At 72.7% G+C, this 26,870-nt stretch carries 22 protein-coding genes and 1 other RNA gene; 4 read left to right on the forward strand and 19 right to left on the reverse strand.

Annotation, left to right across the window (positions count from 1 at the left end):
• Positions 1-284: 284 nt before the first annotated feature.
• The 4 genes from ACWGIS_RS15630 to ACWGIS_RS15645 all read right to left on the reverse strand — a co-directional run bounded on the left by ACWGIS_RS15630 (position 285) and on the right by ACWGIS_RS15645 (position 4,921).
• Positions 285-2,714 carry a HelD family protein gene (locus ACWGIS_RS15630; RefSeq protein WP_453362939.1) on the reverse strand — a complete coding sequence of 810 codons (2,430 nt, stop codon included), beginning with the start codon at positions 2,712-2,714 and terminating at the stop codon, positions 285-287.
• Positions 2,715-2,820: 106 nt separating this feature from the next.
• On the reverse strand, positions 2,821-3,588 hold the full coding sequence (locus ACWGIS_RS15635; protein ID WP_453362940.1) for an anti-sigma factor family protein: 768 nt from the start codon (positions 3,586-3,588) through the stop codon (positions 2,821-2,823).
• Between the two features lie 38 nt (positions 3,589-3,626).
• The gene (locus ACWGIS_RS15640) at positions 3,627-4,202 is read right to left on the reverse strand and encodes a sigma-70 family RNA polymerase sigma factor (RefSeq protein ID WP_121402637.1); all 576 of its coding nucleotides are present in this window, start codon (positions 4,200-4,202) and stop codon (positions 3,627-3,629) included.
• A gap of 131 nt (positions 4,203-4,333) precedes the next feature.
• Complete coding sequence (locus ACWGIS_RS15645) at positions 4,334-4,921, reverse strand: CGNR zinc finger domain-containing protein (RefSeq protein WP_453362941.1); 588 nt, start codon at positions 4,919-4,921, stop codon at positions 4,334-4,336.
• A gap of 169 nt (positions 4,922-5,090) precedes the next feature.
• Between ACWGIS_RS15645 and ACWGIS_RS15650 the strand changes: the two genes are divergently transcribed.
• The gene (locus ACWGIS_RS15650; protein WP_453362942.1) at positions 5,091-5,657 is read left to right on the forward strand and encodes an anthrone oxygenase family protein; all 567 of its coding nucleotides are present in this window, start codon (positions 5,091-5,093) and stop codon (positions 5,655-5,657) included.
• On the opposite strand, the gene ACWGIS_RS15655 is transcribed toward ACWGIS_RS15650, so the two are convergent.
• The 6 genes from ACWGIS_RS15655 to ACWGIS_RS15680 all read right to left on the reverse strand — a co-directional run bounded on the left by ACWGIS_RS15655 (position 5,606) and on the right by ACWGIS_RS15680 (position 14,344).
• Positions 5,606-6,757 (reverse strand): uroporphyrinogen-III synthase, encoded by a 1,152-nt coding sequence (locus ACWGIS_RS15655; protein ID WP_453362943.1) that lies wholly within the window; start codon positions 6,755-6,757, stop codon positions 5,606-5,608. The genes ACWGIS_RS15650 and ACWGIS_RS15655 overlap by 52 nt on opposite strands.
• A 113-nt stretch (positions 6,758-6,870) precedes the next feature.
• Positions 6,871-8,253 (reverse strand): nitrate/nitrite transporter, encoded by a 1,383-nt coding sequence (locus ACWGIS_RS15660; RefSeq protein WP_453362944.1) that lies wholly within the window; start codon positions 8,251-8,253, stop codon positions 6,871-6,873.
• A 240-nt stretch (positions 8,254-8,493) separates the two neighbouring features.
• Positions 8,494-9,789, reverse strand: a complete 1,296-nt coding sequence (locus ACWGIS_RS15665; protein ID WP_453362945.1) for an acyltransferase family protein — start codon at positions 9,787-9,789, stop codon at positions 8,494-8,496.
• Positions 9,786-12,029: a glycosyltransferase gene (locus ACWGIS_RS15670; RefSeq protein WP_453362946.1), complete on the reverse strand. Its 2,244-nt coding sequence runs from the start codon at positions 12,027-12,029 to the stop codon at positions 9,786-9,788. The genes ACWGIS_RS15665 and ACWGIS_RS15670 overlap by 4 nt, the downstream gene beginning before the upstream one ends.
• A complete protein-coding gene (locus ACWGIS_RS15675) occupies positions 12,029-13,039 on the reverse strand; it encodes a hypothetical protein (protein WP_453362947.1) in 1,011 nt (336 codons plus the stop codon). Before ACWGIS_RS15675 ends, ACWGIS_RS15670 begins: the two co-directional genes overlap by 1 nt.
• 321 nt (positions 13,040-13,360) lie before the next feature.
• Entirely contained in the window at positions 13,361-14,344 is a 984-nt protein-coding gene (locus ACWGIS_RS15680; protein WP_453362948.1) for a LysR family transcriptional regulator, read from the reverse strand.
• A gap of 84 nt (positions 14,345-14,428) precedes the next feature.
• Between ACWGIS_RS15680 and ACWGIS_RS15685 the strand changes: the two genes are divergently transcribed.
• A complete protein-coding gene (locus ACWGIS_RS15685) occupies positions 14,429-15,838 on the forward strand; it encodes an MFS transporter (RefSeq protein ID WP_453362949.1) in 1,410 nt (469 codons plus the stop codon).
• 188 nt (positions 15,839-16,026) lie between these two features.
• Complete coding sequence (locus ACWGIS_RS15690; RefSeq protein ID WP_453362950.1) at positions 16,027-17,037, forward strand: LacI family DNA-binding transcriptional regulator; 1,011 nt, start codon at positions 16,027-16,029, stop codon at positions 17,035-17,037.
• Positions 17,038-17,162: 125 nt separating this feature from the next.
• Here ACWGIS_RS15690 and ACWGIS_RS15695 read toward each other — a convergent pair whose 3' ends face one another.
• The 7 genes from ACWGIS_RS15695 to ftsE form a co-directional block, all read right to left on the reverse strand.
• Positions 17,163-18,143: an extracellular catalytic domain type 1 short-chain-length polyhydroxyalkanoate depolymerase gene (locus tag ACWGIS_RS15695; RefSeq protein WP_453362951.1), complete on the reverse strand. Its 981-nt coding sequence runs from the start codon at positions 18,141-18,143 to the stop codon at positions 17,163-17,165.
• Positions 18,144-18,315: 172 nt separating this feature from the next.
• Complete coding sequence (locus ACWGIS_RS15700; protein WP_453362952.1) at positions 18,316-19,467, reverse strand: hypothetical protein; 1,152 nt, start codon at positions 19,465-19,467, stop codon at positions 18,316-18,318.
• Positions 19,468-19,722: 255 nt separating this feature from the next.
• Positions 19,723-20,111, reverse strand: a transfer-messenger RNA (tmRNA) gene (ssrA, locus tag ACWGIS_RS15705).
• A gap of 134 nt (positions 20,112-20,245) precedes the next feature.
• On the reverse strand, positions 20,246-20,782 hold the full coding sequence (gene smpB / locus ACWGIS_RS15710) for an SsrA-binding protein SmpB (protein WP_453362953.1): 537 nt from the start codon (positions 20,780-20,782) through the stop codon (positions 20,246-20,248).
• An 80-nt stretch (positions 20,783-20,862) separates the two neighbouring features.
• The gene (locus tag ACWGIS_RS15715; protein WP_453362954.1) at positions 20,863-22,029 is read right to left on the reverse strand and encodes a S41 family peptidase; all 1,167 of its coding nucleotides are present in this window, start codon (positions 22,027-22,029) and stop codon (positions 20,863-20,865) included.
• A 68-nt stretch (positions 22,030-22,097) separates the two neighbouring features.
• Positions 22,098-23,015: a permease-like cell division protein FtsX gene (gene ftsX, locus ACWGIS_RS15720; protein WP_453362955.1), complete on the reverse strand. Its 918-nt coding sequence runs from the start codon at positions 23,013-23,015 to the stop codon at positions 22,098-22,100.
• A gap of 29 nt (positions 23,016-23,044) precedes the next feature.
• Positions 23,045-23,734, reverse strand: a complete 690-nt coding sequence (gene ftsE / locus ACWGIS_RS15725) for a cell division ATP-binding protein FtsE (protein WP_453362956.1) — start codon at positions 23,732-23,734, stop codon at positions 23,045-23,047.
• A 283-nt stretch (positions 23,735-24,017) separates the two neighbouring features.
• Between ftsE and ACWGIS_RS15730 the strand changes: the two genes are divergently transcribed.
• The gene (locus tag ACWGIS_RS15730; RefSeq protein ID WP_453362957.1) at positions 24,018-24,200 is read left to right on the forward strand and encodes a hypothetical protein; all 183 of its coding nucleotides are present in this window, start codon (positions 24,018-24,020) and stop codon (positions 24,198-24,200) included.
• Positions 24,201-24,325: 125 nt separating this feature from the next.
• Here ACWGIS_RS15730 and ACWGIS_RS15735 read toward each other — a convergent pair whose 3' ends face one another.
• Both ACWGIS_RS15735 and prfB read right to left on the reverse strand, forming a co-directional pair.
• Positions 24,326-24,985 (reverse strand): hypothetical protein, encoded by a 660-nt coding sequence (locus ACWGIS_RS15735; protein WP_453362958.1) that lies wholly within the window; start codon positions 24,983-24,985, stop codon positions 24,326-24,328.
• 304 nt (positions 24,986-25,289) lie between these two features.
• Positions 25,290-26,396 (reverse strand): peptide chain release factor 2, encoded by a 1,107-nt coding sequence (gene prfB / locus ACWGIS_RS15740; RefSeq protein ID WP_121402606.1) that lies wholly within the window; start codon positions 26,394-26,396, stop codon positions 25,290-25,292.
• Positions 26,397-26,870: the final 474 nt, after the last annotated feature.

The following is a 26,870-nucleotide window of genomic DNA, read 5'->3' on the forward strand; positions in this document are numbered from 1 at the left end:
CGACCTTGCGGGGGGGGGTGGGCCGCGCCGCCCGGCGCGCCGGGCGGGCGGGGCCTGCGACAGGGCCCCCCTCCGGGGGGGCGGTGGGCCTTCTCGTACGGTCAATGACACCGACCCGCCATGCTCGCCTCGCGGCAAGTGGTCGCTCGTAGCGACGAAGGTTGGGCCCGGGGGCTTGGATCGGGCCGGTGTCACGTCCAAGGTAACAAACGATCCCCGCAAGGCAATTCCCGTCCCGAAAGTTCATTTCCGGGTCGCCGGGTCGGCGGGCCCCGGAAACCCCCTCAGTCCCTCAGCAGATCGGGCACCCCCCGGCCGTCCGGCTCGTCCCGGTCGGCCGACACGATGGTGAGCTGCTGGGTCGCGCGGGTCAGGGCGACGTACAGGACGCGCAGGCCGGCGGGCGACTCGTCGGCGATCTCCGCGGGCGACACGACGATCGTGGCGTCGTACTCCAGCCCCTTGGCCTCCAGGCTGCCCAGGGCCACCACCCGGTCCCCGAGGCCCGCCAGCCAGCGGGCGGCCTCCTCGCGCCGGTTCATGGCCACCACGACGCCCACCGTGCCGTCCACGCGGTCGAGCAGCCGCGCGGCCTCCGCCCGGACGCTCTGGGCGAGCGAGTCCCCGGCGACGGCGAAGCGCGGCTCGACGCCCGTGGACCGTACGGCCGACGGGGACTGCGAGCCGGGCATGGCGAGGGCGAGCACCTTGGCGGCCAGCTCGGCGATCTCCGCCGGGTTGCGGTAGTTCACCGTCAGGGTGAAGCGGCGCCGGGGACGGGACCCCAGGGCCTCGTCACGGGCCTCCGCGGCCTCCTCGGGGTCGGACCACGAGGACTGGGCGGGGTCGCCCACGACCGTCCACGTGGCGTGCCTGCCCCGGCGCCCGACCATGCGCCACTGCATGGGCGTGAGGTCCTGCGCCTCGTCGACGATGACGTGCGCGTACTCCACGCGCTCCTGGGCGAGCCGCTCGGCCCGCTCGCGCTGCGACTCCTCGCGCACCGGCATCAGCTCCTCCAGGCCGGTGAGCTGGTCCAGCGGGTCGAGGTCGCGCCTCTTGCGGGGCCGGGCGGGCGTCCCAAGGATCGCCTGGAGCTCGTCCAGCATGGCGACGTCGTGCACGGAGAGCCCCTCCCGCCTGAGCGAGCGGGCCACCTTGCGGACCTCGCCGGGGTTGAGGATGCGCCGCGCCCACCGGCCGAGCCGTCTCTCGTCGGCCATGGCGGCCAGCACGCCCCGCGGGGTCAGCTCGGGCCACCAGGCGTCCAGGAACTCGATGAAGCTGTCCTCGGCCGTGATGTCCTCGTCGAAGGACGACCGCAGCTCGGCGGCCAGCTCGGGGTCCGTGTGCCGCGTACCCGCGCCCGAACGGGACCACAGGGCGTCGAGCAGCAGCTTGCGGGCCCGCGGGCGCAGCAGGTTCACCGGCGCGGTCCCGCTGAGCGCGCTCTGCCGGATCCGGTCCAGCTCGTCGGCCTCCAGCTCGATCCGCCGGCCGAAGGCGACCACGCGCAGCCGGCCGGGCGTACCGGCGGGTGCCCCGGCCTGTTCGGTGTCCTCGCCGAGGGCGAGCTGCTCGCCGCCCGCGGGGCCGCCGGAGCCGCCCCGGGAGGACGGGCCGCGCCCGGCGCCCGACGGTGCCTCCAGGGCGCCGCGGGCGGCCTTCCGCAGCACCTTGAGCATGCGGTACGAGCCCTTGGCGCGGGCCACCGCCGGGGAGTCGTACTGGGTTGCCTCGGCGCCGTCGACCAACGAGCCGATGGCGCGGATGGCGACCTGGCCCTCCTCGCCGAGCGAGGGCAGCACGCCCTCGGTGTAGGCGACGAGCAGCGGGGTCGGGGAGACGATCAGGATGCCGCCCGCGTATCTGCGGCGGTCCTGGTAGAGCAGGTAGGCGGCGCGGTGCAGGGCCACCGCCGTCTTGCCCGTGCCGGGGCCGCCCTCGACGTAGGTGACCGAGGCGGCGGGCGCCCGGATCACCAGGTCCTGCTCGGCCTGGATGGACGCCACGATGTCGCGCATGGTGTGGCTGCGGGCCTGGCCCAGGGCGGCCATGAGGGCGCCGTCCCCGATCACGGCGAGTTTCTCGCCGTCCAGGGTCGCCGTCAGCTCCGGCCGCATGAGGTCGTCCTCGACCCCGAGGACCCGGCGGCCCTTGGAGCGGATGACCCGGCGGCGGACCACCCGGCCGGGCTCGACCGGCGTCGACCGGTAGAACGGCGCCGCCGCGGGGGCGCGCCAGTCGATGACCAGCGGCGCGTAGTCGGCGTCCAGGACGCCGATACGGCCGATGTGGAGCGTCTCCGCGATCTCCGCGGTGTTGTCCTCGCGGACGGCGCCCTCGGCCGGGTCGACCGCGGTGTACGCGCCGTCCGGGCCCTTCTTGCCGTCCTTCCCGAGGAGCAGGTCGATCCGGCCGAAGAGGAAGTCCTCGAACTCGTTGTTCAGGCGATTGAGATGGATTCCCGCGCGGAACACCTGGGCGTCGCGCTCCGCGAGCGCCCCCGGCGTACCGACCTGACCGCGCTGGGCGGCGTCGTTCATCAGGAACTCGGCCTCGTGGATCTTCTCCTCGAGGCGCTGGTACACCCGGTTCAGGTGTTCCTGTTCGACGCCGATCTCCCGGTCGCGTACGGAATCTCCGGCCGAGTCGAGCGCGGCGGAACCCTCGACCGGACCGAGCGCGGCCTGCTGTTGAACCTGAGCGGCCACCGGGCCCCCTTCTGACGTGCTGGGCAGCCGTCAACCGTACGCGAAGGGGGGCCCGCCAGGCTACGTGTGCGCTGCTGGTTCGCTCACGCGTCCCGCGGGGGCACGCTCACGCGTCCACCTCCACGAGCCGCTTCCCGTCGAAGGTCATGACCTCGAAGTGGTCGATCTCGTTCGGGGTGAAGGCGGCGCCGCCGTGGACGTAGAGCGGCTGCTTGGCCTGCTCCGTCTTGGCGTTCTCGATGCCGTAGCCCCACTTCGGGACCGCCCAGGAGGTCACCGTCTCGCGCTCGCCGTTCTTGCCGACGGCGATCAGGGAGCACTTGAGCGGGCCCTTGACGTTCTTCAGCTCCAGCACCGCGTGGGTGCCCCAGGGCTTCGGCTCCGTCGCGACCACGGCGTTGACCTTGGTGCCCGGGTCGGTGGCGTGGACCTTGTCGGACATCACGTCGAAGGCGGCCTTGGCGGGGCTGGTGGGGTGCGGCACCCCGGCTTCGTTCGAGGTGTCGCCGCCGCTGACCGCCATCACCGTCAGCGGACCGCCGATGATCAGCGCGGCCGCGGCCGCCACCAGGTACATGCCGCGCCGGCGCTTGCCGGCACGCCGCTCCGCGACCTCGTCGACCAGGCGCTCCGCGAGCCGCGGACCGGGGCGGGCCGAGAGGGACTCGCCGATCGCCGGGGTGCCCTGGGAGCCGGGGAGGTCCGCGAGGGCGGCCAGCATCGGTTCCATCCCGGCCAGCTCGTCGAGCTGCTGGGCGCACCACTCGCAGGTGGCGAGGTGTGCCTCGAAGGCGGTCGCCTCGGCGTCGTCGAGGATGCCGAGCGCGTAGGCGCCGACGGTCTCGTGCTCGTTAGGGCCTTGTGATCCCTGCATGGATCCAGGACTACCCGTTCCGAATCCCCCGTAAATGCTCATGCCGTCACCCCCCGCTCCTCCAGTGCCAGCTTCATCGACCGCAGCGCGTAGAAAACTCTCGAGCGCACCGTGCCGCTGGGGATTCCGAGCGTTTCGGCCGCCTCATTGACCGTACGCCCCTTGAAGTACGTCTCGACCAGGACTTCCCTGTGGGCAGGGGTCAGGTCGTCCAGCGCGTCAGACAGTGTCATCAGCCACAACGCCTTGTCGATCTCGTCCTCCGCGGGGATGACCTCCAGCGGCGACGGGTCGACCTCCTGCGGCCGGGCCTGCCGGCTGCGGTGGCCGTCGATGACGATGCGCCGTGCGACCGTCACCAGCCAGGGGCGTACCGAACCGGTGGCCCGATTGAGCTGACCGGCGTTCTTCCAGGCACGGATGAGCGTCTCCTGCACGACGTCCTCGGCCCGCTGCCGGTCACCCGCGACCAGCCGCAGCACGTAGGCGAGCAGGGGTCCGGCGTGCTCGCGGTACAGCGCCCGCATCAGCTCCTCGTCAGGTTCCGAGGGCTGGGACGCACGATGTCGTGCCCTTGGCGGGCGTTCATCAGCCACGGCGGAATCCTTGCGCACGCCTACCTCCGGTGTCCCCGATTCGACCGGGGTCCCCCAGTCGGTCGCTCACCACCGGGTACGGACGCGGGTGCGCCTGTGTTCAAAGTGGTCGCACATATTTCTTGTACGGGGTGTGACAGGAGGGTAGTTCACGCCCGTGCGAGCGCCGCACGCCGCCGGTGCCTGGCCACTCTCTCCCGGTTCCCGCACACCTCGCTGGAGCACCACCGGCGCCGGCGCCCCCGCGAGGTGTCCAGGTACACGATCGGGCAGCTGTCCCCCTCGCAACGCCGCAGGCAGGCCCGCGCGACGGGGTCGGTGAGCAGCTCCAGGGCGTCGCGCGCCACGGCCGCGAGCAGCGGGGCGCGGAGCAGCGGCCCGTGCAGCCGGCGCAGCAGCGCGCCGTCCTCGGCGCGCACGGCGCGCGGCGCGGGCGGCGCGTGCAGGGCGAGCGCGTTGACGCGGGCCAGGTCCGCGTCGGCGGGCCGGCCGTCCAGCTCGCCGGCCACCAACCGCTGGACGTGGCCGCGCAGTTCGTGGCAGGCGACGAGCCACGCCTCGTCCACCGCGCCCAGCGGGGTCCCCTCGGGCACCAGGCCGGAGCCGGCGATCCAGGCCCGCAACCGCTCGGCGGAGCCGAGCCGTTCCTCGGGATGGGTGGTCGCCACCAGGTCCAGGCAGATCCGCCCGGAGTCGAACCGCATCTCGTACGAGGCCGTGGCCGTGCCCGATGCCATGTGCCTGTCACCGCCTTGGGTTACCGCTCCGCGAGGGGTCCGTGCGGGGTCCGTCCCCCTACAGTGCCCCTCCCCGGCCGTCGCGGGAACCCCCGCGCTGGACGTCCGCTTATGCGCCCGCGCGCCTCGGCCATGTCCCGTGTCCCGCCTCGCCGGTTGACTGGGCGGCATGACACAGAACGGCAGGGGGCGGCGTACGGCCGCCGGAGGTGTGCTGGGCGCGGCGGCGGTCGCGACGGGCCTGATCGCCGGGGTCTTCTACGTGTTCGCGTGCGCCGTCATGCCGGCGCTGGCGCGCAGCGAGGACCGCGTCTACGTCGAGGTCGTGCGGAACGTCAACGAGGTGATCCAGAACCCGGTGTTCCTGCTGAGCTTCCTGGGGGCGCTGCTGCTCACGGCGGTCTCGGCCTGGCAGTCGCGCGGCGAACCGGGGCTCCGGGGCTGGGTGGGGGCGGCGCTGCTCGCCTACGCGCTCGCCTTCCTGGTCACCGTCGTGGTGAACATCCCGCTCAACGACGCGCTCGCGGACGCCGGCGATCCGGCGCGCATCGCCGATCCGGCCGCCGTGCGCGAGGAGTTCGAGGACCCGTGGGTGGCGTGGAACGTGGTGCGGGCCCTGCTGTCCACCCTCGCGCTGGGCTGCCTCGTGCGGGCCCTCGTCGGGTACGGGCGGCTCAAGGGGGCTCAGGAATCGGCGTACTTGGCGTCGGCGGCCGGGTCCAGCGCCAGCCGGTAGCCGCGCTTGACCACGGTCTGGATCAGCTTGGGCGCGCCCAGCGCCGTCCGCAGCCGCGCCATCGCCGTCTCCACGGCGTGCTCGTCGCGTCCCGCGCCGGGCAGGGCCCGCAGCAGGTCGGCCCGGGAGACCACCCAGCCCGGCCGCCGGGCCAGGGCCCGCAGCAGGGACATCCCGGCGGGCGGCACCGGCCGCAGCCGTTCGTCGACCAGCACCGCGTGCCCGCGGATCTCCACCCGGTGGCCCGCGACCGGCAGCGTACGGGCCCGGCCGGGCAGTTCCTGGCACAGCAGCTGGACGAGGGGGCCCAGCCGGAAGCGCTCGGGCTGGACGGTGTCGATGCCGTGGGCCTGCAACGGCAGCGCGGTGACGGGGCCCACGCAGGCGGGCAGCACGTCGTGGTGGAGCGCGGCGAGCAGTTCGGGCAGCAGGCCCCGGTCCTCGGCGCGGGTGAGCAGGGAGGCCGCGGCGGGGGCGCTGGTGAAGGTGAGGGCGTCCACACCGCGGGTGACGGCGGCGTCGAGCAGCCGGTCCACGGGGCCGATGTCCTCGGGCGGCATCCACCGGTAGACCGGTACGCCCACCACCTCGGCGCCCGCCTCCCGCAGCGACTCCACGAACCCGGGCAGCGGTTCCCCGTGCAGCTGGATGGCGACCCGGCGGCCCTCGACCCCCTCGTCCAGCAGCCGGTCGAGCACCTCCGCCATGGACTCGGAGGACGGCGACCACGCCTCGGTCAGCCCCTGCGCCCGGATCGCGCCCTTGACCTTGGGGCCGCGGGCGAGCAGCTCGACCCCGCGCAGCCGTGCCAGCAGGTCCTCGCCGAGGCCCCAGCCGTCGGCGGCCTCGATCCAGCCCCGGAAGCCGATGGCGGTGGTGGCGACCACCACGTCGGGAGCCAGGTCGATCAGTTCCTTGGTGGCGGTGAGCAGCTCGCTGTCGTCGGCGAGCGGCACGATGCGCAGGGCGGGGGCGTGCACCACGAGGGCGCCGCGCCGCTGGAGCAGGGCTCCGAGCTCGTCGGCCCGACGCGCGGCCGTCACGCCCACGGTGAACCCGGCGAGGGGGCCGTGGTCTGGTCGCTGCTGTTCGTCGTACATGGCGTTCGTCCCGGCTCTCGTCGTGCGCTCGAGTCGTCGTGCGGTCGCGGCTGGCCCGAGCCTGTCAACGCCCCGTGACAGGCTCGGTTCAGCCGCGTGTCGCGCGTGTAACGTCACACTTCGGCGTAGCTGAGCTGCGGGTTCGTCTCCGAGGCCGCGGTCGTGGAGCTCGCGGCGGCCGCCGGACGGCGAAGGTATACGGCCCAGGTGACCGCGAAGCAGACCCCGTAGAAGGCCAGGAAGGAGACGAACGCCCCGGTGCCGGAGCCGTAGGAGAGGAACGACTGCCGGAAGGCGAGGTTGATGGCGACGCCGCCGAGCGCGCCCACCGCGCCGATGAGCCCCATGGAGGCCCCGGACAGCCGGCGCCCGTAGACGGCGGCCGCCTCTCCCGTCAGCCCCTTGGCGAGGGCCTTGTTCTGGAAGATGCCGGGGATCATCTTGTACGTCGACCCGTTGCCGAGGCCGCTGAGCACGAACAGCGCGATGAAGGCGACGGTGAACAGCGGCAGCGACTTCTGCATCGAGGCCGCGATGATGACCGAGGTGGCCGCGGCCATGGCGACGAAGTTCCACAGGGTGATCCTGGAGCCGCCGTACCGGTCGGCGAGCCAGCCGCCGACGGGCCGGATCAGCGAGCCGAGCAGCGGTCCGATGAAGGTGACGTAGGCCGCCTCCAGCGGGGTGCGCCCGAACTGGTTCTGCAGCACCTGGCCGAAGGCGAAGCTGTAGCCGATGAACGAACCGAACGTCCCGATGTACAGGAACGCCATGATCCAGGTGTGGCCGTCCCGCGCGGCGTCCTTGGCGGCGCCGGTGTCGTTCTTCACGGACGAGATGTTGTCCATGTAGACGGCGGAGAGCACGGCGGCGACGACGATGAGCGGGATGTAGATGCCGAGCAGCACCCGCGGTCCGCCGCTCGCGCCGATGATCGCGAGCGCCACGAGCTGGATCACCGGCACGCCGATGTTGCCGCCGCCCGCGTTCAGACCGAGCGCCCAGCCCTTCTTGCGCAGCGGGAAGAAGGCGTTGATGTTGGTCATGCTGGAGGCGAAGTTGCCGCCGCCGATGCCGGCGAGCAGGCCGACCAGCAGGAAGGTGGAGAACGAGGTCCCCGGCTCCATCACCGTGAACGCGGCGATCGTCGGAATGAGCAGCAGGCTCGCCGAGACGATCGTCCAGTTCCGCCCGCCGAAGATCGCCACCGCGAAGGTGTACGGCACCCGCACGACGGCGCCGACCAGCGTCACCATCGAGGTGAGCATGAACTTGTCGGCCGGGGTGAGGCCGTACTCCGGGCCCATGAACAGCACGAGCACGGACCACATGGTCCAGATCGAGAACCCGATGTGCTCGGACAGCACGGAGAAGAACAGGTTCCGCCGGGCGACCTTCTCACCGGTCTCTTTCCAGAAGGTCTCGTCCTCGGGGTCCCACTCGTCGATCCAGCGGCCTCCCCTGCTCTGTGCGGGGGCTGTGCTCGGGGCTGTCATGACGCCTCCACGGTTCTCCGGTGCTCGGGTGTCGTACGGGTGACGACTCCTGAAGGTAGGGAGAGCGCGTTTCCGCCCTGTGGCTGTGGGTGACCGGAAGGGAACGTTGCTCTCACGTGCGGCCGGGGGCGGCGGTGAGGCCCCGGACCGCGGCCCGTCACCGCCGGCGGTGGGCGTACGGCAGGCCCGGGCCGCCGCGTACGGCGTGCCCGGGCCTGCCGGTGTGCTGGTCGTGGGGGTTCAGCCCCGGTGGGTGCCCGCCCGCTTCGGCCGGGAACCGTCCGGCCACAACCGGGGCGGACGCTTGGCCGCGAGGTCCTCCATCCACCCGAAGCAGACGACGCAGCCGCCGACGAGCAGCCAGGTGGCGGCCAGGACCGGCCAGGGGCTCTCCAGCAGCCAGGCGTAGTGGCGCCACATCACGTCGATGCCCCAGAGCCGGTCCCAGAGGGTGGCGGCGATCAGGATGCACACGTTGTGCCAGAGGTAGATCGTCACCGCGCGGGAGTTGAAGAGGGTGATCAGCCGGTCCCAGCGGCGCAGCAGCCGGGGCCACTCGGACCACGAGGGGCTGAAGTGCAGGAGCAGCAGTACCGTCGCGAACGACCAGAGGGCCTGGCCGACGGGGATGTCGTCGAGGTCGTGCCCCTCGGTGAGGTTGTGCCGCATCGCGTACCAGAGGCCCAGGCAGGCGACCGCGGGCGCCACGGACGGGACCACGTAGCGGGGGATGCGCGCGAGGATCCCGTCCTGGTGGGCCATGCCGAGGATCCAGCAGGCGCCGAAGGTGCTGAAGTCCGTGAGCGTCGAGGGGACGCGCTCGCCGGGCAGGGTGAGCCACTCCAGTTCGAGCGCCAGGGCCAGGGCGAGCGGGGAGAGGATCGTCGCCCACGGGAGCGCGCGCAGCGCCCGCAGCAGGAACGGCGACAGCAGCACGAACCAGATGTACGCCCGCAGGTACCACAGGGGTCCGGCGAACTCCGCGGCCCAGTCCTCGCCGAGGATGCCGTGCCAGCCCGGGAGACCCTCCGCGTAGGGCGGATCGCTCAGCGGGAGGATCCAGAAGCCCAGGTGGAGCCACCACCAGCCGGGGTGGCCCTCGGCGTCCGGGCCCCAGCCCTGGAGGACCATGCCGGACACGCCGACGACGCCGAGCAGCCACAGCGGGGGCAGCAGCCTGCGCAGCCGGCCCTTGACGACCTGGAGTGCCGGGCGCTTGAGCGAGCGGGCCATGAGGCTGCCGGCGAGGGCGAACATCACGCCCATGGAGGGGAACACCAGCGGCAGCCAGGCCCACCCCATCAGGTGGTAGAAGACGACCCGGAACAGCGCGACGGCGCGCAGCAGGTCGAAGTAGCGGTCCCGGCCCGGGCGCGGGGCCGCCGCCTCGGACGTGCCGCCCGGAGGCGCGGCGGCTTCCCGGCCGGCGGCCTGCTGCGGGACGGTGGCCGTCGGGTACGGCGCCCCCGGCCCGGACGGTGTGCCGAGGCCGGTGTCCACGCCCGGCCGGGCGGCGCCCTGTGACGAGGTGCTCATGCGACCGGTCCCCCGTCCATCGCGGGCTGCCGTTCGTCGGGCAGCGCGTCGGGCAGGCGTACGTCGCCGGTGCGCCGGAGTTTCTGCCAGCGCAGCCGGCCGCCGGTGAGCGCGGTGATCCAGGACTGCAGCAGCACCACGTACATGAGCTGGCGGTAGAGGATCTGCTGGAGGGGCAGTGAGACGAGGGGGCTCATGTTCTCCCGGTCGAGTGCGAAGGCGTAGGCCGCGCAGACGCCCTGCACCGCCGCCACGGCCAGCCAGGCGAGGACGGTCTTCTCGGTCGGCCCGAAGACCACTCCGTACAGGAGGAAGACGTCGATCAGGGGGGCCAGGAGGGGGGCGACGACCATGAACAGCGACACCAGCGGCAGGCCGACGCGCCCGAACCGGCCCGAGGGGCCTCGCTCGACGATCGCCCGGCGGTGCTTCCAGATCGCCTGCATGGTGCCGTAGGACCAGCGGTAGCGCTGGGACCACAGCTGCTGCACGGACGCCGGGGCCTCGGTCCAGGCGCGCGCGTTCTCCGCGTACACCACCCGCCAGCCGTCCCGGTGCAGGGCCATCGTGATGTCGGTGTCCTCGGCGAGCGTGTCGTCGCTCATCCCGCCGACGCGCTCCAGGGCGGAGCGGCGGAACGCGCCGACCGCGCCCGGGATGGTGGGCATGCAGCGCAGGACGTCGTACATGCGGCGGTCGAGGTTGAAGCCCATCACGTACTCGATGTGCTGCCACGCGCCGATCAGCGAGTCGCGGTTGCCGACCTTGGCGTTGCCCGCGACGGCGCCGACCCTCGGGTCGGCGAAGGGCTGCACCAGCTCGCGGACGGTGGCCGGTTCGAAGACCGTGTCGCCGTCCATCATCACGACGAGGTCGTGGCGGGCGTTGGCCAGGCCGCGGTTGAGGGCGGCGGGTTTGCCCGCGTTCAGCTGGCGCACCACGCGCACGTCGGGCAGCCGCAGTCCCTCGACGATCCGGGCGGTGCCGTCGCTGGAGCCGTCGTCGACGACGACCACCTCGATGGGGTGCTCGCTCGCCATCAGGGAACGGACGGTGCTCTCGATGCACTTGGCCTCGTTGTACGCGGGGACCAGCACCGAGACCGGTTCCGTGACCGGGGCCGGGCCCCAGCGGAAGTCCCGGCGGCGGACACGGCGGGTGTGCAGGCCGGACAGCAGCAGCATCAGCCCGAAGCGGGCGAAGACCAGGACGCCGATCACGGCGAGGCCAGCCACCAGCACGCCGGTGGTCCGCTCGGAGGCCCGCACCGCGAGGACCCAGGCCTCGCCCTTCCACCGGTCGGGGCCGCTCACGGGGGTGTGCGCGCTGGGCGCGGCGAGCGCCTCGGTGAGGTTCGTGAACCGGTAGCCCCGCTCCCGCAGTTCCGGAAGCAGTGTGCCGAGCGCCTGGACGGTCTGGTGGCGGTCCCCGCCCGAGTCGTGCATCAGCACGATGGCGCCCTCGCCGTTCCGGGGGGTCGAGCGGCGGACGATCTCGGCGGCGCCGGGTCTGCGCCAGTCCTCGCTGTCCCGGTCGTTGACGACCGTGATGTAGCCGCGGGTGCCGATGTAGCGGGTGACCGGCCAGGACCGGTTGTCCATCGCGTCGGCGGCGGAGGAGTAAGGGGGCCGGAACAGGGAGGTGCGGATGCCGGCGGCGCCGGCGAGCGCGAGCTGGTTCTGGGACAGCTCCCAGTCGATGCGCTTCTTCGACTGGTAGGAGAGATCGGGGTGGTTGAAGGTGTGCAGGCCGATCTCGTGGCCCTCCCGCACCATCCGGCGGACGAGTTCGGGATGGCGCGAGGCCATGGTGCCGGTGACGAAGAAGACGGCGTGCGCGCGGTGCTCGGCGAGGACGTCGAGGACCTTGGGCGTCCAGGTGGGGTCCGGGCCGTCGTCGAAGGTGAGGACGAGGCGGTGGTCCGGGACGTCCAGGCTGGCGGTCCGGCCGCCGCGGGTGTCGATGACCGGGCCGCCCGCGAGGATCTTCTCCGGCACCCGGTCGGTGGGCGCGGCGGACCGGACGCGGTGGTCGGCGAGGATCTCGCTGTGCACGAAGCCGCGCAGCATCAGCATCGCCATGAGGGCGACGAGGAGGAGCGAGGGCAGCAGGTAGCGCATGGGCAGGCGGCGGCGGGCGCGTGCCGCGGGCGCCCGCCGGGCGGCACGCCCGGTGCGCGGGGCGGGGACGCGGCGGCCGGTACGCGGTGCGCGGCCGTCGCGCCGGGTGCGGGGTGCCATCAGAGGACGTTCTCCCCGCGCGGGGAGCCGGCGGCGGCCACGGTGGTGGTGGTACCGGAGTCCCTGGTGCCGGTGGTGTCGGACACGGTGGTGGTGCCGGATCCGTCGTCGGCCGGGGGCTGCGAGGACGAGCCGCTCGGGGGGCCGCCGACCGAGGTGCTCGGGGCCGGCGGGCCGGACACGGTCGCCGACGGTCCGGGGCCCGGGTCCTTGCTGGTGGAGCTGGGCTTCGGGCGGGCGGTGCCGGCCGTGGGCCTCGGGTTGGTGCTCGCTGCGGGGGCGGTGGCGCTGCCCGAGGGGCGGGCCGAGGGGCCGCCGCCGGGGGACGCCGAGACGGTGCCGCCGGCCGAGGGACCGGCGCCCGGCACGGCGCTGCCCGCGCCCGGCGGTTCGGCGTCGTCGACGGGCACCGGCGGGATGTCGACCCGGCCGGCCGGCGGCTCGTCCTGGCGGGCGGGCACCGGCAGCCAGGGCGCGTTGGAGTTGCCCGACAGGAGGGTGACGCCGATGACGACGGCGTACACCGCGCACGCGAGACCGACGACGACGCCGAGGCGGCGGAAGGTGCGGCCGCGGCGGCCGGACTCGTCGACGAAGACCGGGCCGTCCGAGCCGTCCGCTCCGCCCGGGGCGGTCCGGACGCGCCGGCCCGGCCAGGCCCCCACCTCCCGCCCGGCGCCGTCCAGTTGGACCGTCACCTCGTGCGGGTCGTGCGTGTGGCTCGGCTCGCCGGTCCGCTCCCAGGAGGACGGTACGGCCGCGCCGTCCGCCTGCCCGGCGGCCGGGTCGCCCGCTTCGCCGACGGGTCCGGCGGTGTCGTCGGACGTGTTCGCAGCGGCCGGTGACGGGCCGTCGGCCGTGCCGGCGGACCGGCGCCCGGCGGGCTCCGGTCCGGTCGTCGGCTCGGCGAAGAGGTCGTCCGTCGGGACGGCCGTTGGAACGGCCGTCGGGACGGCCGCCCGCTCGGTGGTCGGCCACGAGGAGGTCCGGGCGGCTTCCGGCCAGGTCACCTGCTCGGGGATGGACACCGGTGGCGCCGGCACGGGTGCCGGTGACCGGGTGTGGCTTCGGGTCGAAGGAGTGGCTTGACCGACACCGTCCGAGTCTGCAATTTGCTGATCGGGTTGGGCGTCTTTCCGCCAGTTCTTTACGCGCACGTGCATCCCCCAGGGACAGGTTCGAGGCGCACGCGACGACCCCGGGCACTACGCACTTTGTCGGTACTTGTCGGCCGGACCGGGCCCCCAACCCGGTCCGAGCGCCCCCTTTTGTCACACTGCGCCCGGGCCACGAATGTAGCGCACACGGGTGACACCCGTTGCGCTAAGTCATCAGAGAGTCATCATGATGAGTGCATCGGTGGCTGGAATCCATCCATCGGCCGGACGCTCCAACCACTGTTTCTCGCCAGCCAGTTCGAGGGCCGCCCGGCGCAGCGCGTCGAGCCCCGAGTGCACCAGGCCCTTTCGCCACACGAGCGACACGGGCGACAGCGGGACCGGGTCGACGAGCGGACGCAGCACCGTCTCCGGCATGGCCGGAAAATCCACCACGGCGAGGACCGGGGTCCGGGTCTTCGCCATGACGCGCCGGAACTCCTCGGCCCCGATGGCCACCGGCGCGGGCGACGCCACTTCGATTCCGCGCCCCTCGAAGAGCCGCAGGGCGAGGTCGGTCCACTCCAGCGTGCAGGGGTTCCCCGCGCCCGCGTAGACGGTTGCGCCGGCGAGCGCGTCCAGCGGCACCGCGTCCAGGGCGGCGAGCCGGTGGTCCTCGGGCAGGAGCACCGCCATCGGCTCGTACCGCACGGGCTGGTGCTCCAGGCGGGCCCGGACCGCGGGATCGAGGCCGCCGAACCTGCCGAAGGACGCGTCCAGCCGGCCGGCGAGCATCTCCTGGGCGGCGCCGGTGAGTCCGCTCTCGAAGCGGGCCATCAGCTCGCTGTCCGGGGCGAGTTCGCGGGCCCGCTCGAGGACCCGGCCGGAGATCAGCCCCGGCGAGTTGACGTCGACGAGCAGGGGCGTCTCCGCGGCCGGGTGCCGCCTGCCGGAGCCCGCCCGGCCGAAGGCGGCCAGCAGCGCGTCCTGCGCGTCGGTCACCTGGCGCGCGTACGGCAGCAGCCGGACGCCGTCGGACGTCAGCGCCACCTGCCGGGTGGTCCGCGTGAACAGCTCCGCCCCCAACTCGCGCTCCAGGCGCCGGATGTCCCGGCTGAGCGCCTGCTGGGCGACGTACAAACGGGCGGCGGCGCGGGTGAAGTGGAGTTCCTCGGCGACGGCGAGGAAGGCGCGCAGCAGGCGCGGATCGGCGGGCATCCGGCGAACTTACAACCGAGGTGCGTCAATCGCCATCGACTTCGGTGTTGGACCGCCGCCGGGCGCCCGGGCGACGGTGGGGCCATGCCGCGTCAGCCTTCCGGGGAACCGCCCTCGATCTTCGCCACCGTCACCGGGGACACCCTGGTCGTCGCCGACCTCGGCCCCCGCCGCAAGCACCGCGCGGGCCCGCCACCGGGCGACGGACCCGGGCACGGCCCCTCCCGCGAACCCGAGGACGGACCCTCCCGCGAACCCGGGCGCGGACTCGGGCGCGGCCCCTCCGTCCGCACCCGCGCCCCGTACCGCCGTCTCTTCGCCGTGCCGGGCGCCCGCGCCTTCACGCTGGGGAACCTGCTCGCCCGCCTGCCCATGGGCATGTTCAGCGTCAGCGCGGTCATCATGATCGCCGGGTCGCGCGGCTCGTACGCGCTCGCCGGCGCCGTCACCGCCACCGGCCTGGCCGCGACCGCGGTCGTCGCCCCGTGGACGGCCCGGCTCGTCGACCGCTACGGGCAGGCCCGCGTCGCCGTGCCCGCGACGGTGACCGCCGCGCTCGGCTCGCTCGCACTGCTGCTCTGCGTCCACCACGACGCCCCGGCCTGGACGCTCTTCGCCGCGTACGCCGCCACGGCCACGACGCCCAACACCGGCGGCATGTCACGCGCCCGCTGGGCCCACCTCTTCGCCGGGGACGCCGAGGCTCTGCACACCGCCAACTCCTTCGAACAGGCCGTGGACGAGCTGTGCTTCATGCTCGGCCCGGTGCTCGCCGCCTTCCTGTGCGGGGCGTTCTTCCCGGAGGCCGGGACGCTGACCGGCGCCGTCCTGCTGGTCACCGGGGTCCTGGTCTTCGCCGCCCAGCGCGCCACGGAACCGCCGGTGCGGCGCGGCCCGGGCCCGGCCGGCGGCTCGCCGCTCCGCGCGCCCGGCATGGCCCCGCTGCTCCTCGCCTTCCTCGCGGTCGGCGCCGTCTTCGGGGCGATGGAGATCGTCACCATCGCGTTCGCCGACGAGCGCGGCCACCGTCCGGCCGCGGGTGCGGTCCTCGCCCTCCAGGCGGCCGGTTCCTGTGCGGCGGGCCTGCTGTACGGGGCGCGCGGACCGGGCGGGCCCGCCGCGCGCCTGTTCCCCCGGTGCCTCGCCGCCATGACCGCGCTGATGGCGCTGCCGCTGCTCGCGGCGTCCCTGACCGGGTCCCTCGTCGTCCTCGCGGGCGCCCTGCTCGTGGCCGGGACGGCGACCGCGCCGGCGATGATCACCGGCATGACCGTCGTCCAGGAACGCACGCCCGAGGGCCGGCTGAACGAGGGCATGACGCTCGCGGTGACGGGGCTCCTCGGGGGCATCGCCTGCGGTTCGGCGGCGGGCGGCTGGGTGGTGGAACGGGCCTCGGCGGCGGCCGGTTTCGCGGTGCCGGTGGCGGCGGGGGCGCTCGCGCTGGCGGTCTCGGCGGCGGGCGCGGTACGGGGCAGGCGGGGCCCCGGGAAGTGAACTCGCGTACACCGTCCGGCCCGTGGGACGACCGGCTTGATTCCCGCGCACCCCATTGACGTGCCCACGCCCCCCACATACCTTCGCCCGTCGAAGCGCTTCGACGCGATCGTGCGGGGCGTGGACGAGGGCGTGGGCCGGGCCGACCTCCCGTCCCGGAGCCGAAGCGGGAGCGGGGAGGCGGACCGATGGTCAGGATCACCGATGTGGCCCGGCACGCGGGGGTGTCCGCGAGCACCGTCTCGTACGCCCTGAGCGGCAAGCGCCCCATCTCCGCGGAGACCCGGCGGCGCGTCGAGGCGTCCATCCGCCAGCTCGGCTACCGGCCGCACGCCGGTGCCCGGGCGCTCGCCGGCCGCCGGTCCGGGGTGCTGGCCCTGGTGGTGCCGCTGCGGACGGGAGTCCACGTGCCGGCCGTGACGCGGTTCGCGGTGTCCGCGGTGACGGCCGCGCGCCGGCACGGCCACGACGTCCTGCTCCTCACCCGGGAGGAGGGCGACGAGGGGCTGCGGCGGGTCGCGGACGGCGCCCTGGCGGACGCGCTGATCGTGATGGACGTGCAGCTCCGCGACCCGCGGCTGCCGCTGCTGCGGGCACTGGACCGGCCCTCGGTGCTCATCGGGCTCCCGGCCGCGCCCGGCGGGCTGACCTGCGTCGACCTGGACTTCCGGGCCGCGGCGGAGCTGTGCGTCGGTCACCTGGCGGGGCTCGGGCACCGGGACGTGGCACTCGTCGGGCCGCCGCCCGAGGTGTACGTGCGCGGGACCGCTTCCGCCCAGCACGTCGTACGGGGTTTCACCGCCGCGGCCGACCGGCACCGGATGACCTCCTCGGTGCACCCGTGCGAGGCCACGCCCGCCGCCGCCCGCTCGGTCGCGGAACGGCTGCTGCGGGAGCGGCCCGCGCTGACCGGGGTCGTGGCGCACAACGAGGCGGTGCTCGCGCCCTTGGTGGACGCCTTCGAGGCGCTCGGGTTGCGGGTCCCCGGCGATCTCTCGGTCGCCGCGATCTGCCCGGACGAACCGGCGCAGCGGGCCCGGGTGCCGGTCACCGCCGTGTCCCCGCCCTCGGACGAGCTGGGCACGGCCGCCGTCGACCTCCTGATGAGGAAGCTGCGCGGCACGCCCGTACCGGAGGCGACCGTGCTGGAACCCCGGCTGACGGAACGTTCCAGCACGGCTCCCCGCCGCGCGGACTGAGCCCGCGGAGCGGGTCCCGCAATGCCCGGCCCGACCACACGGAGGGCCCGGCCCGACCGCACGGCGGGCCGGGCCGTGCGGCCGGAACCGGACGGGACCGCCCGGCGGAACGGACCGCTACCGACTCAGCCGAGTCCCCAGGCGTGCCCGAGCGCGTGGGCGGCGCACAGGTTCACGTCGAGGACGTACGCCCCCGCCGTCCCGCACTGCGTGGCCCCGGTCCCCGGGTCGACGGGCTGTCCGTGGCCCATGCCGGTGATGCCGTACGTCTCCACGACGGTACGGCCGGTGCCGTCGCGGTAGACCTGGCGCGGGTAACCCGCCACGGTGCCGGTGGCGTCCGCCGTCTGGTCGGCGCCGTGGACGTCGGTCCACTGCTTCATCAGGTCGGTCATGTTGACGGGCTTGACGGTGTAGTCGGCCGTCCCCTGGAACACGGTCAGCGTCGGCCACGGCCCGGTGTACCCGGGGCGCGCGGCCCGCACCCGGTCGCCCCACTGCCCCGCGGTCTGGGTGGCCCCCACGTACATGCACACGTACGGCGACCCGGCCGCCTGCGCGCACCCGTACGGCAGTCCCGCGACGACCCCGCCCGCGGCGAACTTCTCGGGGTACGCGGCCATCATCACGGTGGTCATCCCGCCGCCCGCGGACAGCCCGGTGACGTACACGCGCGAGGCGTCGCCGGAGACGTCGGCGAGCTGCCGGTCCACCATCTGCGCGATGGACGCGGCCTCGCCCTGGCCGCGCGCGATGTCACCGCTCTGGAACCAGTCGAAGCAGGAGTTGAGGTTGTTGGCGGACTGCTGCTGCGGCAGGACGACGGAGAAGCCCCAGCGGTCGGCGAGCTGGAGCCAGCCGCTGCCGGTGCCGTATCCGGCGGCGTTCTGGGTGCACCCGTGCATCGCGACGACGACGGGCCGCCCGGCGGGCAGTCCGTCGGGCACGTACCGGTACATCTTCAGGGCTCCGGGGTTGGCCCCGAAGCCGGTCACCTCCTGCGGGGACGCGGCGGAGGCCCGTCCCGGTGCCAGCAGGACGGAGAGGAGGGCGGCCAGCAGGGCCAGCAGGACGAGGGGGCGTGACGCGGCTCTGGTCGGTGTCATGGAGAGGGACCGTAGAAGCCTCAACCACTGCCCGATATGGCCCGGGACCCCACAACGGCGCGCCCCGGGCTGGTGTCCGGCCCCGTACGCCGAGGCCGGCCGCGACAGCACCGGGCCGGTCCCGTACGGGCGCGCACCCCCATACGGGACCGGTGACCGGCCGGAAAGTGCCTCAGCCCTGCCGCAGCGGGGGCATCGGCAGCGGGATGCCGTACGCGCTCGCGCCGGCGCCGACGCCGCCCTCGCAGGTGCCCGGCGGCGTGGTGCCCGTGCCGCGTGTGGAGGGACGCTCGGCGGCCCAGAACATGTGGCCGAGCATGCCCGAGGTGACCCCGGCCCCGTTCGGGGCGACGCTCTGCACGAAGGAACCCGTCGAGTTCTGCAGCGAGTTGGCGAAGTCGACGCATTCGGGCAGCGATTTCGTCTGGTCGCTGATGTAGACGGCGCCGGTGAACTTCGCGGGCGCGAGCGGCGGCACCGGCGGTGAATAGGTGGGCTTTCCGTCCACGTGCTCCTGCCAGTTGGCGATCGCGGAACTCGTGGAGGGCTGGCGCGCGGGCACCATGGCGTTCGTGTAGTCGAGCACGGGCCGGTCGGTGCGCAGCCAGTCGGCGGTCGCCTTGCGGTTGATGCCGATCAGCCAGCGGTCGCCGGCCGCGGTGTCGATGGTGAGCCGGGCGGCCGGATCGGCGCCCGAGGCGTCGTAGGGGTGCGCCGAGCGGTAGGCGTCGATGAAGGACTGGAGCCCGGCCAGGTCGGGGTCGGTGTTCTGCTCGTAGTCGATCTCGATGCCGACGCCGAGGTCGCTCGCGACCGCCGCCGCGTTCCGCCCCAGCTGCGCCGCGTCCTCGGCGAGGGCGGCGTCCCATTCGTCGGTGTACGTGATCCCGCCGATGGAGAGCATCACGCGGATTCCGCGCGAGGTGAAGTACTGCACGATCTCCCGGGTCATGCCCCGGGGGACACCGTTCACGGTCGTGGCGTCGTTCGTGCGGTGCAGCAGCCGCTGCGGCTCGACGAAGCTCAGCACCACGAGGTTGACGGAGGGCCGCCCGTCGCCCCGGTCGACGAGCCAGTGGTTCATGGAGTCGAAGGCGCTGACGCCGCGCACGGTGCCCCAGGTGCAGGCGTCGTCGCCGCAGTGCCAGGCGCCGTAGATCTGCGGCGGGGTGACGGTGGCGGCGGAGGCGGCGGGGGCAAGCGGTACCAGCAGGGCGAGGAGCAGCCCGAGGACGGCGAGCACGCTGGTGCGCGGTTCGCCGAAGCCGTGCGCCCGGCGGGCGCCGGTCGTTCCGCGGGAGGGTCGGGACGGTCTGTGGCGCATACGGACCTCCGGAGAGGGAGCGGCCTGGGGACGCGGGGGGCGGCGCGCCGAGCGTGTCAGGTCCAGACCAAGTCGGCAAGAGTGCCGACGGCGGGCCGCGTCCGCCGCCACCGGACAGCACCGGTGCCAGGCCCTGCGCGCCCGGCACCCGCCCCAAGCCGCCTCGTATGCCCGTACCGGACGCGCCCGCACAGGACGAAGGCCCCGCAGCCGGAGCTGCGGGGCCTTCGTCACTATGAATCACAAACATGGGATGAGTGGAGATGGCGGGAATCGAACCCGCGTCCAACGGTGCAGAATCAGGGCTTCTCCGAGCGCAGTTCGCTGCGATTTTCTCAGCCCCGGAGATCACGCGAACAAGTCTCCGACGGGCTCAGTCACTGTTTGATTTCCCATCGAACCCCGTGACCGGGCCCGATGGTTTAGTTCCCTAGATTATGCCAGGATCCGGGTCGGGAACACTCCCGGGCTGACACCCATTAAGGGTCCTTCACTCACTGCTTATTAGGCAGCGAGGGCGAAGGACTGGGAATCGCTCTTGGTATTGGCGATTATTTTTTGCGACATATGGTTTACGAGATCATTGCCGCTTCCTCGGCTCGCTTCCCCTGCTTCGACAGCCGCTGTCGAAACCGATCATCCCCATGTTGATTTTTCAAAGCCGGACCTCGCGGTCCACGCACCCGCTGTGAGGTGCAGTGCCATCGTACGTGACCAACGCGCCACGATGCCAGCCTATTCCCCGCGGCCCGCCCGCCACCGGGGCGTCACCGCGGGGCTACTGCCCCCGCTCCCTGCGCTTGACCGCCGCGATCGCCCGGTCCGACTCGCGCCGGTCCTGCTTCTCCCGCAGAGTCTGCCGCTTGTCGTACTCCTTCTTTCCGCGGGCGAGCGCGATCTCGGCCTTCGCGCGCCCGTCCTTGAAGTACAGGGCGAGGGGCACGATCGTGTGACCCGTCTCCTGCGACTTCGCCTCCAGCTTGTCGATCTCCTCACGGTGCAGCAGCAGCTTGCGCTTGCGGCGCACCGTGTGGTTCGTCCAGGTGCCCTGGCTGTACTCCGGGATGTGGGCGTTGTGCAGCCACGCCTCGTTCCCGTCGATCTGGACGAAGCCGTCGGCGAGCGAGGCCCGGCCCTGGCGCAGCGACTTCACCTCGGTGCCGGTCAGCACGAGCCCGGCCTCGTAGGTGTCGATGATCGCGTAGTCGTGCCGCGCCTTCTTGTTCTGGGCGACGATCTTCTTCTTGCCGTCCTTGGTCCTGCCGGACGCGGCCTGGCTGCCCTGCTTCTGCTGGGACTCTTTCGGTACGTACATTCCCTTGGCCATAGTGCTGGCCATTTTCGCACTACAGGGGGGCGGCGGGGGAACCGGATTTCCGCATCGGCCCCCGGAGGCTACGCAGGGTCGCCGAGCCCGCTCAGTACCGTGACCGCCCGGCGGACGGCCTCCTGGTCCGCCTCCAGGTCGGGGGTGATGCCCCGGCCGTCGACGGTGCGTCCCGCGGGCGTCCGGTAGTGCCCGACGGTCAGCTCGGCGACCGAACCGTCGGGGAGCCGGCTCGGCATCTGCACCGAGCCCTTGCCGAAGGTCCGGGAGCCGACGACGACCGCCCGGCCGCGGTCCTGGAGGGCGCCCGTGAGGAGTTCCGCGGCGCTCATCGTGCCGCCGTCGACGAGGACCACCAGGGCCCTGTCCGTGTCGCCGCCGGGATCGGCGTGCAGGGCCCGCTGGGCGCCGCGCACGTCGTACGTCGCGACCAGGCCGCCGTCCAGGAAGGCGGAGGCGGCGGTGACGGCCTCGGTGACCAGCCCGCCCGAGTTGCCGCGCAGGTCCAGGACGACTCCGGCCTTCCGGGGCGCCTCGGCGACCGCGGCGCGCACCCGTTCGCCGGAGCCCTTGGTGAAGGCGGCGACCTTGATCACGGTGACGCCGCCGGCGAGGCGGTGCACGGTCACCGGGTCCGTGGACAGGCGGGCCCGGCGCAGCGTCTCGCTCCACGCGCGCGTGCCGCGCTCCAGGCCGACGGAGACCCGCGTGCCCGCGGACGCGTCCTCGGCGTCGCCGCGCAGCAGCGAGACGACCTCCGTCACCGGCCGCCCCTCGACCGTCCGGCCGTCCACACTGCGCAGCCGGTCCCCCTTGCGGATCCCGGCGGTCTCGGCGGGCGAGCCGCTCTGCACGCGGGACACCTCGATACGGCCGTCCCGCTCGCGCCGGGCCCACAGCCCGACGCCGGTGTACTGGCCGTCGAGCGCCTCCTCGAACTCCTCGTACTCGCCCTGGGAGTAGACGGCGCTCCAGCGGTCCCCGCTGCGGCTGACGGCGCGTTCGGCGGCCTCCATGGGCGACTTGCCGTCGGCCATGGCCTCGGCGGCGGCGCGGGTGACGTCCTCGCGGTGGCCTGCCGGGACCGGACGCTGGGCGCCGGACGGGGATTTCTGGCCGTGCTCGGGAAGGGAGCCGGTCGCGGCGCCGGCGGCGAGCACACCGGCGAAGAGCAATGTCAGGGCGGCCCCGCGGCCGATGCGGCGGGGCTGACAGAACAGGTCACGGCCTGACATGCCGGTGAGTCTAGGACAACGCGGGAGGGCCGCACCGCCTGTTGGCGGTACGGCCCTCTTGGCATGCGTCACACCTTCAGGTACTTGCGCAACGCGAAGAACGCGGCCAGCGCCGGCATCAGCAGGCTCGTCGCGAGGATGAGCGGCAGCTTGGTCAACACGGCGTCCCAGCCGATGAAGTTGATCAGGTTCAGCTTCTCCGACAGGGCCAGGCCGTGGTCGATGATGAAGTACCGGGCGACCACGAGGAAGCCGCAGGCGACACCGCCGCCGATGAGTCCGGCGACCGCGGCCTCCATGATGAACGGCGCCTGGATGTAGAACCCGGAGGCACCCACCAGCCGCATGATGCCGGTCTCACGGCGGCGGCTGAACGCGGAGACGCGCACCGTGTTGACGATCAGCATCAGGGCGACGACCAGCATCATCGCCATCACCGCGCGCGCGGCCCAGTTCATGCCGTTCAGCAGCCCGAAGAGGTTGTCCAGGATGCCCTTCTGGTCCTGCACGGACTGCACGCCGGCCCGGCCGTCGAAGGCGGTGGCGATGACCTGGTACTTCTCCGGGTCGTCCAGCTTGATGCGGTACGACTCCTGCATCTGGTCCGGCGTCAGGGAGCTGGCCAGCGGGGAGTCGCCGAACTGCTCCTTGTAGTGCTTGTACGCCTGGTCCGCCGACTCGTACTCGACCTTCTCGACGGCCGGCATCTTGCTCAGGTCGGTCTTGATCTGTTCCTTCTGCTCGGTGGTGACCGCTCCCTTGGCGCAGTTGGGGTCGGACTCCGCGTCGCTCTTGTTGCAGAGGAAGACCGAGACGTTGACCTTGTCGTACCAGTAGCCCTTCATCGTGTTCACCTGGTCGCTCATCAGGAGCGAACCGCCGAACAGGGCGAGCGAGAGGGCGACCGAGACGATGACGGCGAAGGTCATCGTGAGATTGCGACGGAGACCGACACCGATCTCCGACAGAACGAACTGGGCGCGCATGGCGTTCGCTTATGCCTTTCCGTGGATCGTCAGTGCTGGTAGCCGTAGACGCCGCGCGCCTGGTCGCGGACGAGACGGCCCTGCTCCAGCTCGATGACGCGCTTGCGCATCTGGTCCACGATGTTCTGGTCGTGGGTCGCCATCACCACGGTCGTGCCCGTGCGGTTGATGCGGTCGAGCAGCTTCATGATGCCGACGGAGGTCTGCGGGTCGAGGTTTCCGGTCGGCTCGTCGGCGATGAGGAGCTTCGGCCGGTTGACGAAGGCGCGCGCGATGGCGACGCGCTGCTGTTCACCGCCCGAGAGCTCGCCGGGCATCCGGTCCTCCTTGCCGCCGAGGCCGACGAGGTCGAGCACCTGGGGCACGGACTTGCGGATCTCGCCGCGCGACTTGCCGATGACCTCCTGCGCGAAGGCGACGTTCTCGGCGACCGTCTTGTTCGGCAGGAGACGGAAGTCCTGGAACACGGTCCCCAGCTGGCGGCGCATGTGCGGCACCTTCCAGTTGGAGAGGCGCGCGAGGTCCTTGCCCAGCACGTGCACCTGACCGTGGCTGGCCCGTTCCTCACGGAGGACCAGCCTGAGGAAGGTGGACTTCCCGGAGCCGGAGGACCCCACGAGGAACACGAACTCACCGCGCTCGACCTCCAGGGAGACATCCCTGAGAGCGGGGCGGGTCTGCTTGGGGTAGACCTTGGAGACGTTGTCGAATCGGATCACGGATGCACCACGGGTCGCCGGGGGTAGGTGTGCGTGACCATACGCGAACCGGGTGCGCGAGCGCAGTCGGCGTACGGGGTTGCGCGAGGCTTGCGCGTTTTGTCCCGGATCTGAGGGGTGGGAGGGACGTCTTCCGGCCGGGAACGGGCGTCCTTCCCGCCAGGACCGGGCAGGATGGGGCGAGCCGCGCCGAAATCCGCGGAACCTGGCACAGTGGAGGGGGAACGCTCTCGTTCCCCGCGGCGTTATACACGCGGAGAGACAGCGCAAGGAGGGCCGGCGCATGACGTACGACCGATTGGTGTGCGCGAACTGCGCTTCGCCCGTGAGTGAGGGCCGCTGCCACGTCTGCCGCGCGAACAGGGAGCGCCTCCAGCAGGAGAGCCCCTTCGCCGGAATGAACCCGATGGCACTGATCGCACTGCTCGCCGTGCTGATCGCCGCGGTGGCACTGCTGGCCCGCTAGGGCCCGCACCGCCTCTTTCACCACTGCCCCGCGACCGGCGGGACAGTCCACGTCCGACACGGGAAAGGGCCCGGAGCACTCGCTCCGGGCCCTTTCTCACGTGTGGTGTGTCACACGGCCGTGCGTCAGGCGGCGGCGCCGCCGCGGCCGCCCGCGAGGCGGGGCAGCAGACGGAAGCCGATACCGCCGGCGATCATGGTGGCGGCGCCGACCAGCAGGAACGCGGTCTGACCGGCACCCGTCTCGGCGAGCTCGCCGTCGTTGTCGCCCTGGGCGGTGGTGTCGGAGGCGTCCGAGCCGGTGTCGGTCAGGGCCGAGGAGCCCTCGCCCTGCTCGACCGGCTGGGAGCCGCCGTCCGGGTCGGTGTCGTTGCCACCGGAGCCGTCGCCGCCGCCGTTGCCGTTGCCACCGCCGTTGCCGTTGCCACCGCCGTTGCCGTTACCGCCGCCGTTGCCGTTGCCCGGCTCGGTGGGGTCGCCCGGCTCGCTCGGCTCGGCGGACGGCTCCGGCGGGTCCTCGGACGGAGGAGTGGCCGACGGAGTGGGCTCCGGGTCGGTCGGAAGGCCCGTGTTCGACGGGGTCGGTGTAGGCGTCGTCGGGTCGTCCGGACCGGCGACCTGCACGCCGATCCCGTCCGCGTCGGCACTGGCTCCTACGCTCAGTCCGCCCACGTTCACGCCGACGTCGAGTGCCGAAGCGGCACCCGCGGCGGTCAGGGACGCACCGGCTGCGATCACCGCGCCGGCGGCTATGCGCGCCACGCGGATCCGCGTCTTCTTGGTCATCTGCCTGCTACCCCCAGTAGCTCATCGTCAGTGGAGCAGCGCCCGGGGCCACGGCGTCACAGGCGGCGTTGCGAAGCCCCCCGGTTCACATGCGCCCCGGAGATACGCATGCCACGCGTCACCCTTCCCACTTTTCAAAGCAGCGTCAAGGTCGTTGCGCACGCGATGTCCCGATGGGTGCCATTTGCCTGCCGTGAGGACATGTGACTGTGATGTAAAACCCAGACAACCCACACACGAAAGGCAACTGCCGTCCGGAGAACGGCAGTTGCCTTGTCGACAAAGCGGCGGTAACCGGACCCGGTTACTTCTCCTGCTGCTTGCGCCAGCGAATTCCGGCCTCCAGGAAACCGTCGATCTCGCCGTTGAACACGGCCTCGGGGTTGCCGACTTCGCACTCGGTGCGGAGGTCCTTGACCATCTGGTACGGGTGCAGGACGTACGAACGCATCTGGTTGCCCCAGGAGTTGCCGCCGTCGCCCTTGAGGGCGTCCATCTTGGCCTGCTCCTCCTGGCGGCGCCGCTCCAGGAGCTTGGCCTGAAGGACGTTCATCGCGGAGGCCTTGTTCTGGATCTGCGAGCGCTCGTTCTGGCAGGAGACCACGATGCCGGTGGGGAGGTGCGTCAGGCGGACCGCGGAGTCGGTCGTGTTGACGCCCTGGCCGCCCGGACCGGACGAGCGGTACACGTCCACGCGCAGCTCGGACTCGTCGATCTCGATGTGGTCGGTCTGCTCGACCACCGGCAGGATCTCGACACCGGCGAACGACGTCTGGCGGCGCCCCTGGTTGTCGAAGGGCGAGATGCGCACCAGGCGGTGCGTGCCCTGCTCGACCGAGAGGGTCCCGTACGCGTACGGCACGTGGACGGCGAAGGTGGTCGACTTGATGCCGGCCTCTTCCGCGTACGACGTCTCGTACAGCTCGGTCTTGTAGCCGTGCCGCTCCGCCCAGCGCAGGTACATGCGCTGGAGCTTCTCGGCGAAGTCGGAGGCGTCGACGCCGCCGGCCTCGGCGCGGATGGTGACGACCGCCTCACGGGAGTCGTACTCGCCCGAGAGGAGGGTACGGACCTCCATCTCGTCCAGGGCCTTGCGGACCGCGGTGAGCTCGGTCTCGGCCTCGGCACGGGTGTCGGGGTCGTCCTCCTCCTCGGCCATCTCGAAGAGCACGCTCAGGTCGTCGATCCTGCCGCGCAGGGCCTCCGCCTTGCGGACCTCGGCCTGGAGGTGGCTCAGCTTGCTGGTGATCTTCTGCGCCGCGTCCGGGTCGTCCCACAGGGACGGCGCGGCCGCCTGCTCCTCGAGCACGGCGACATCTGCCCTCATCTTGTCGAGGTCCAGGACGGCCTCGATCGACTCCATGGTCGAGGAGAGGGACTTGAGCTCTTCGGATACATCGACGACTGCCACGCCTCCAGCGTAACGGCTACGACAACCGCCCCCACCGCCTCCGCCCCCGCCACCCACTCCCAGCGCCCCCGCTAAGGCCGAGGCCCAGGCGGGACAACGCCCCCGGCGCCCCCTGGTGGGCCCACTCCCCCACGTACGCATGCGCCCGGCGCTACGCCTGAGGCCGAGGCGGGTCGGCGACCCGGTGCCGCTGCGCCCACCCGAAGCCCGCGAGGCACGCTCCCGCCCGCCTGCACCGCAGGGAACGACGGCCCGCAGCCGCCCTCGCACGGGAGGGGCCGTGCCGGTACATCACATGGCCGTCGGGCACGGGACGTACCCAACCGAGGAATCTGGTCACGGGGGCCAGCACCAACTACCGACGGCCGGATGCACCGGCACGGCCCCGACCCACCACCGAACCGCCAGCGCGGCGCCCACACGCGCCAGGGAGGCCCGCGAGAGACGGCTCCCGCCCGCCCGGACCGCAGGGAA

This window comes from Streptomyces sp. NPDC054842 (assembly GCF_053611025.1).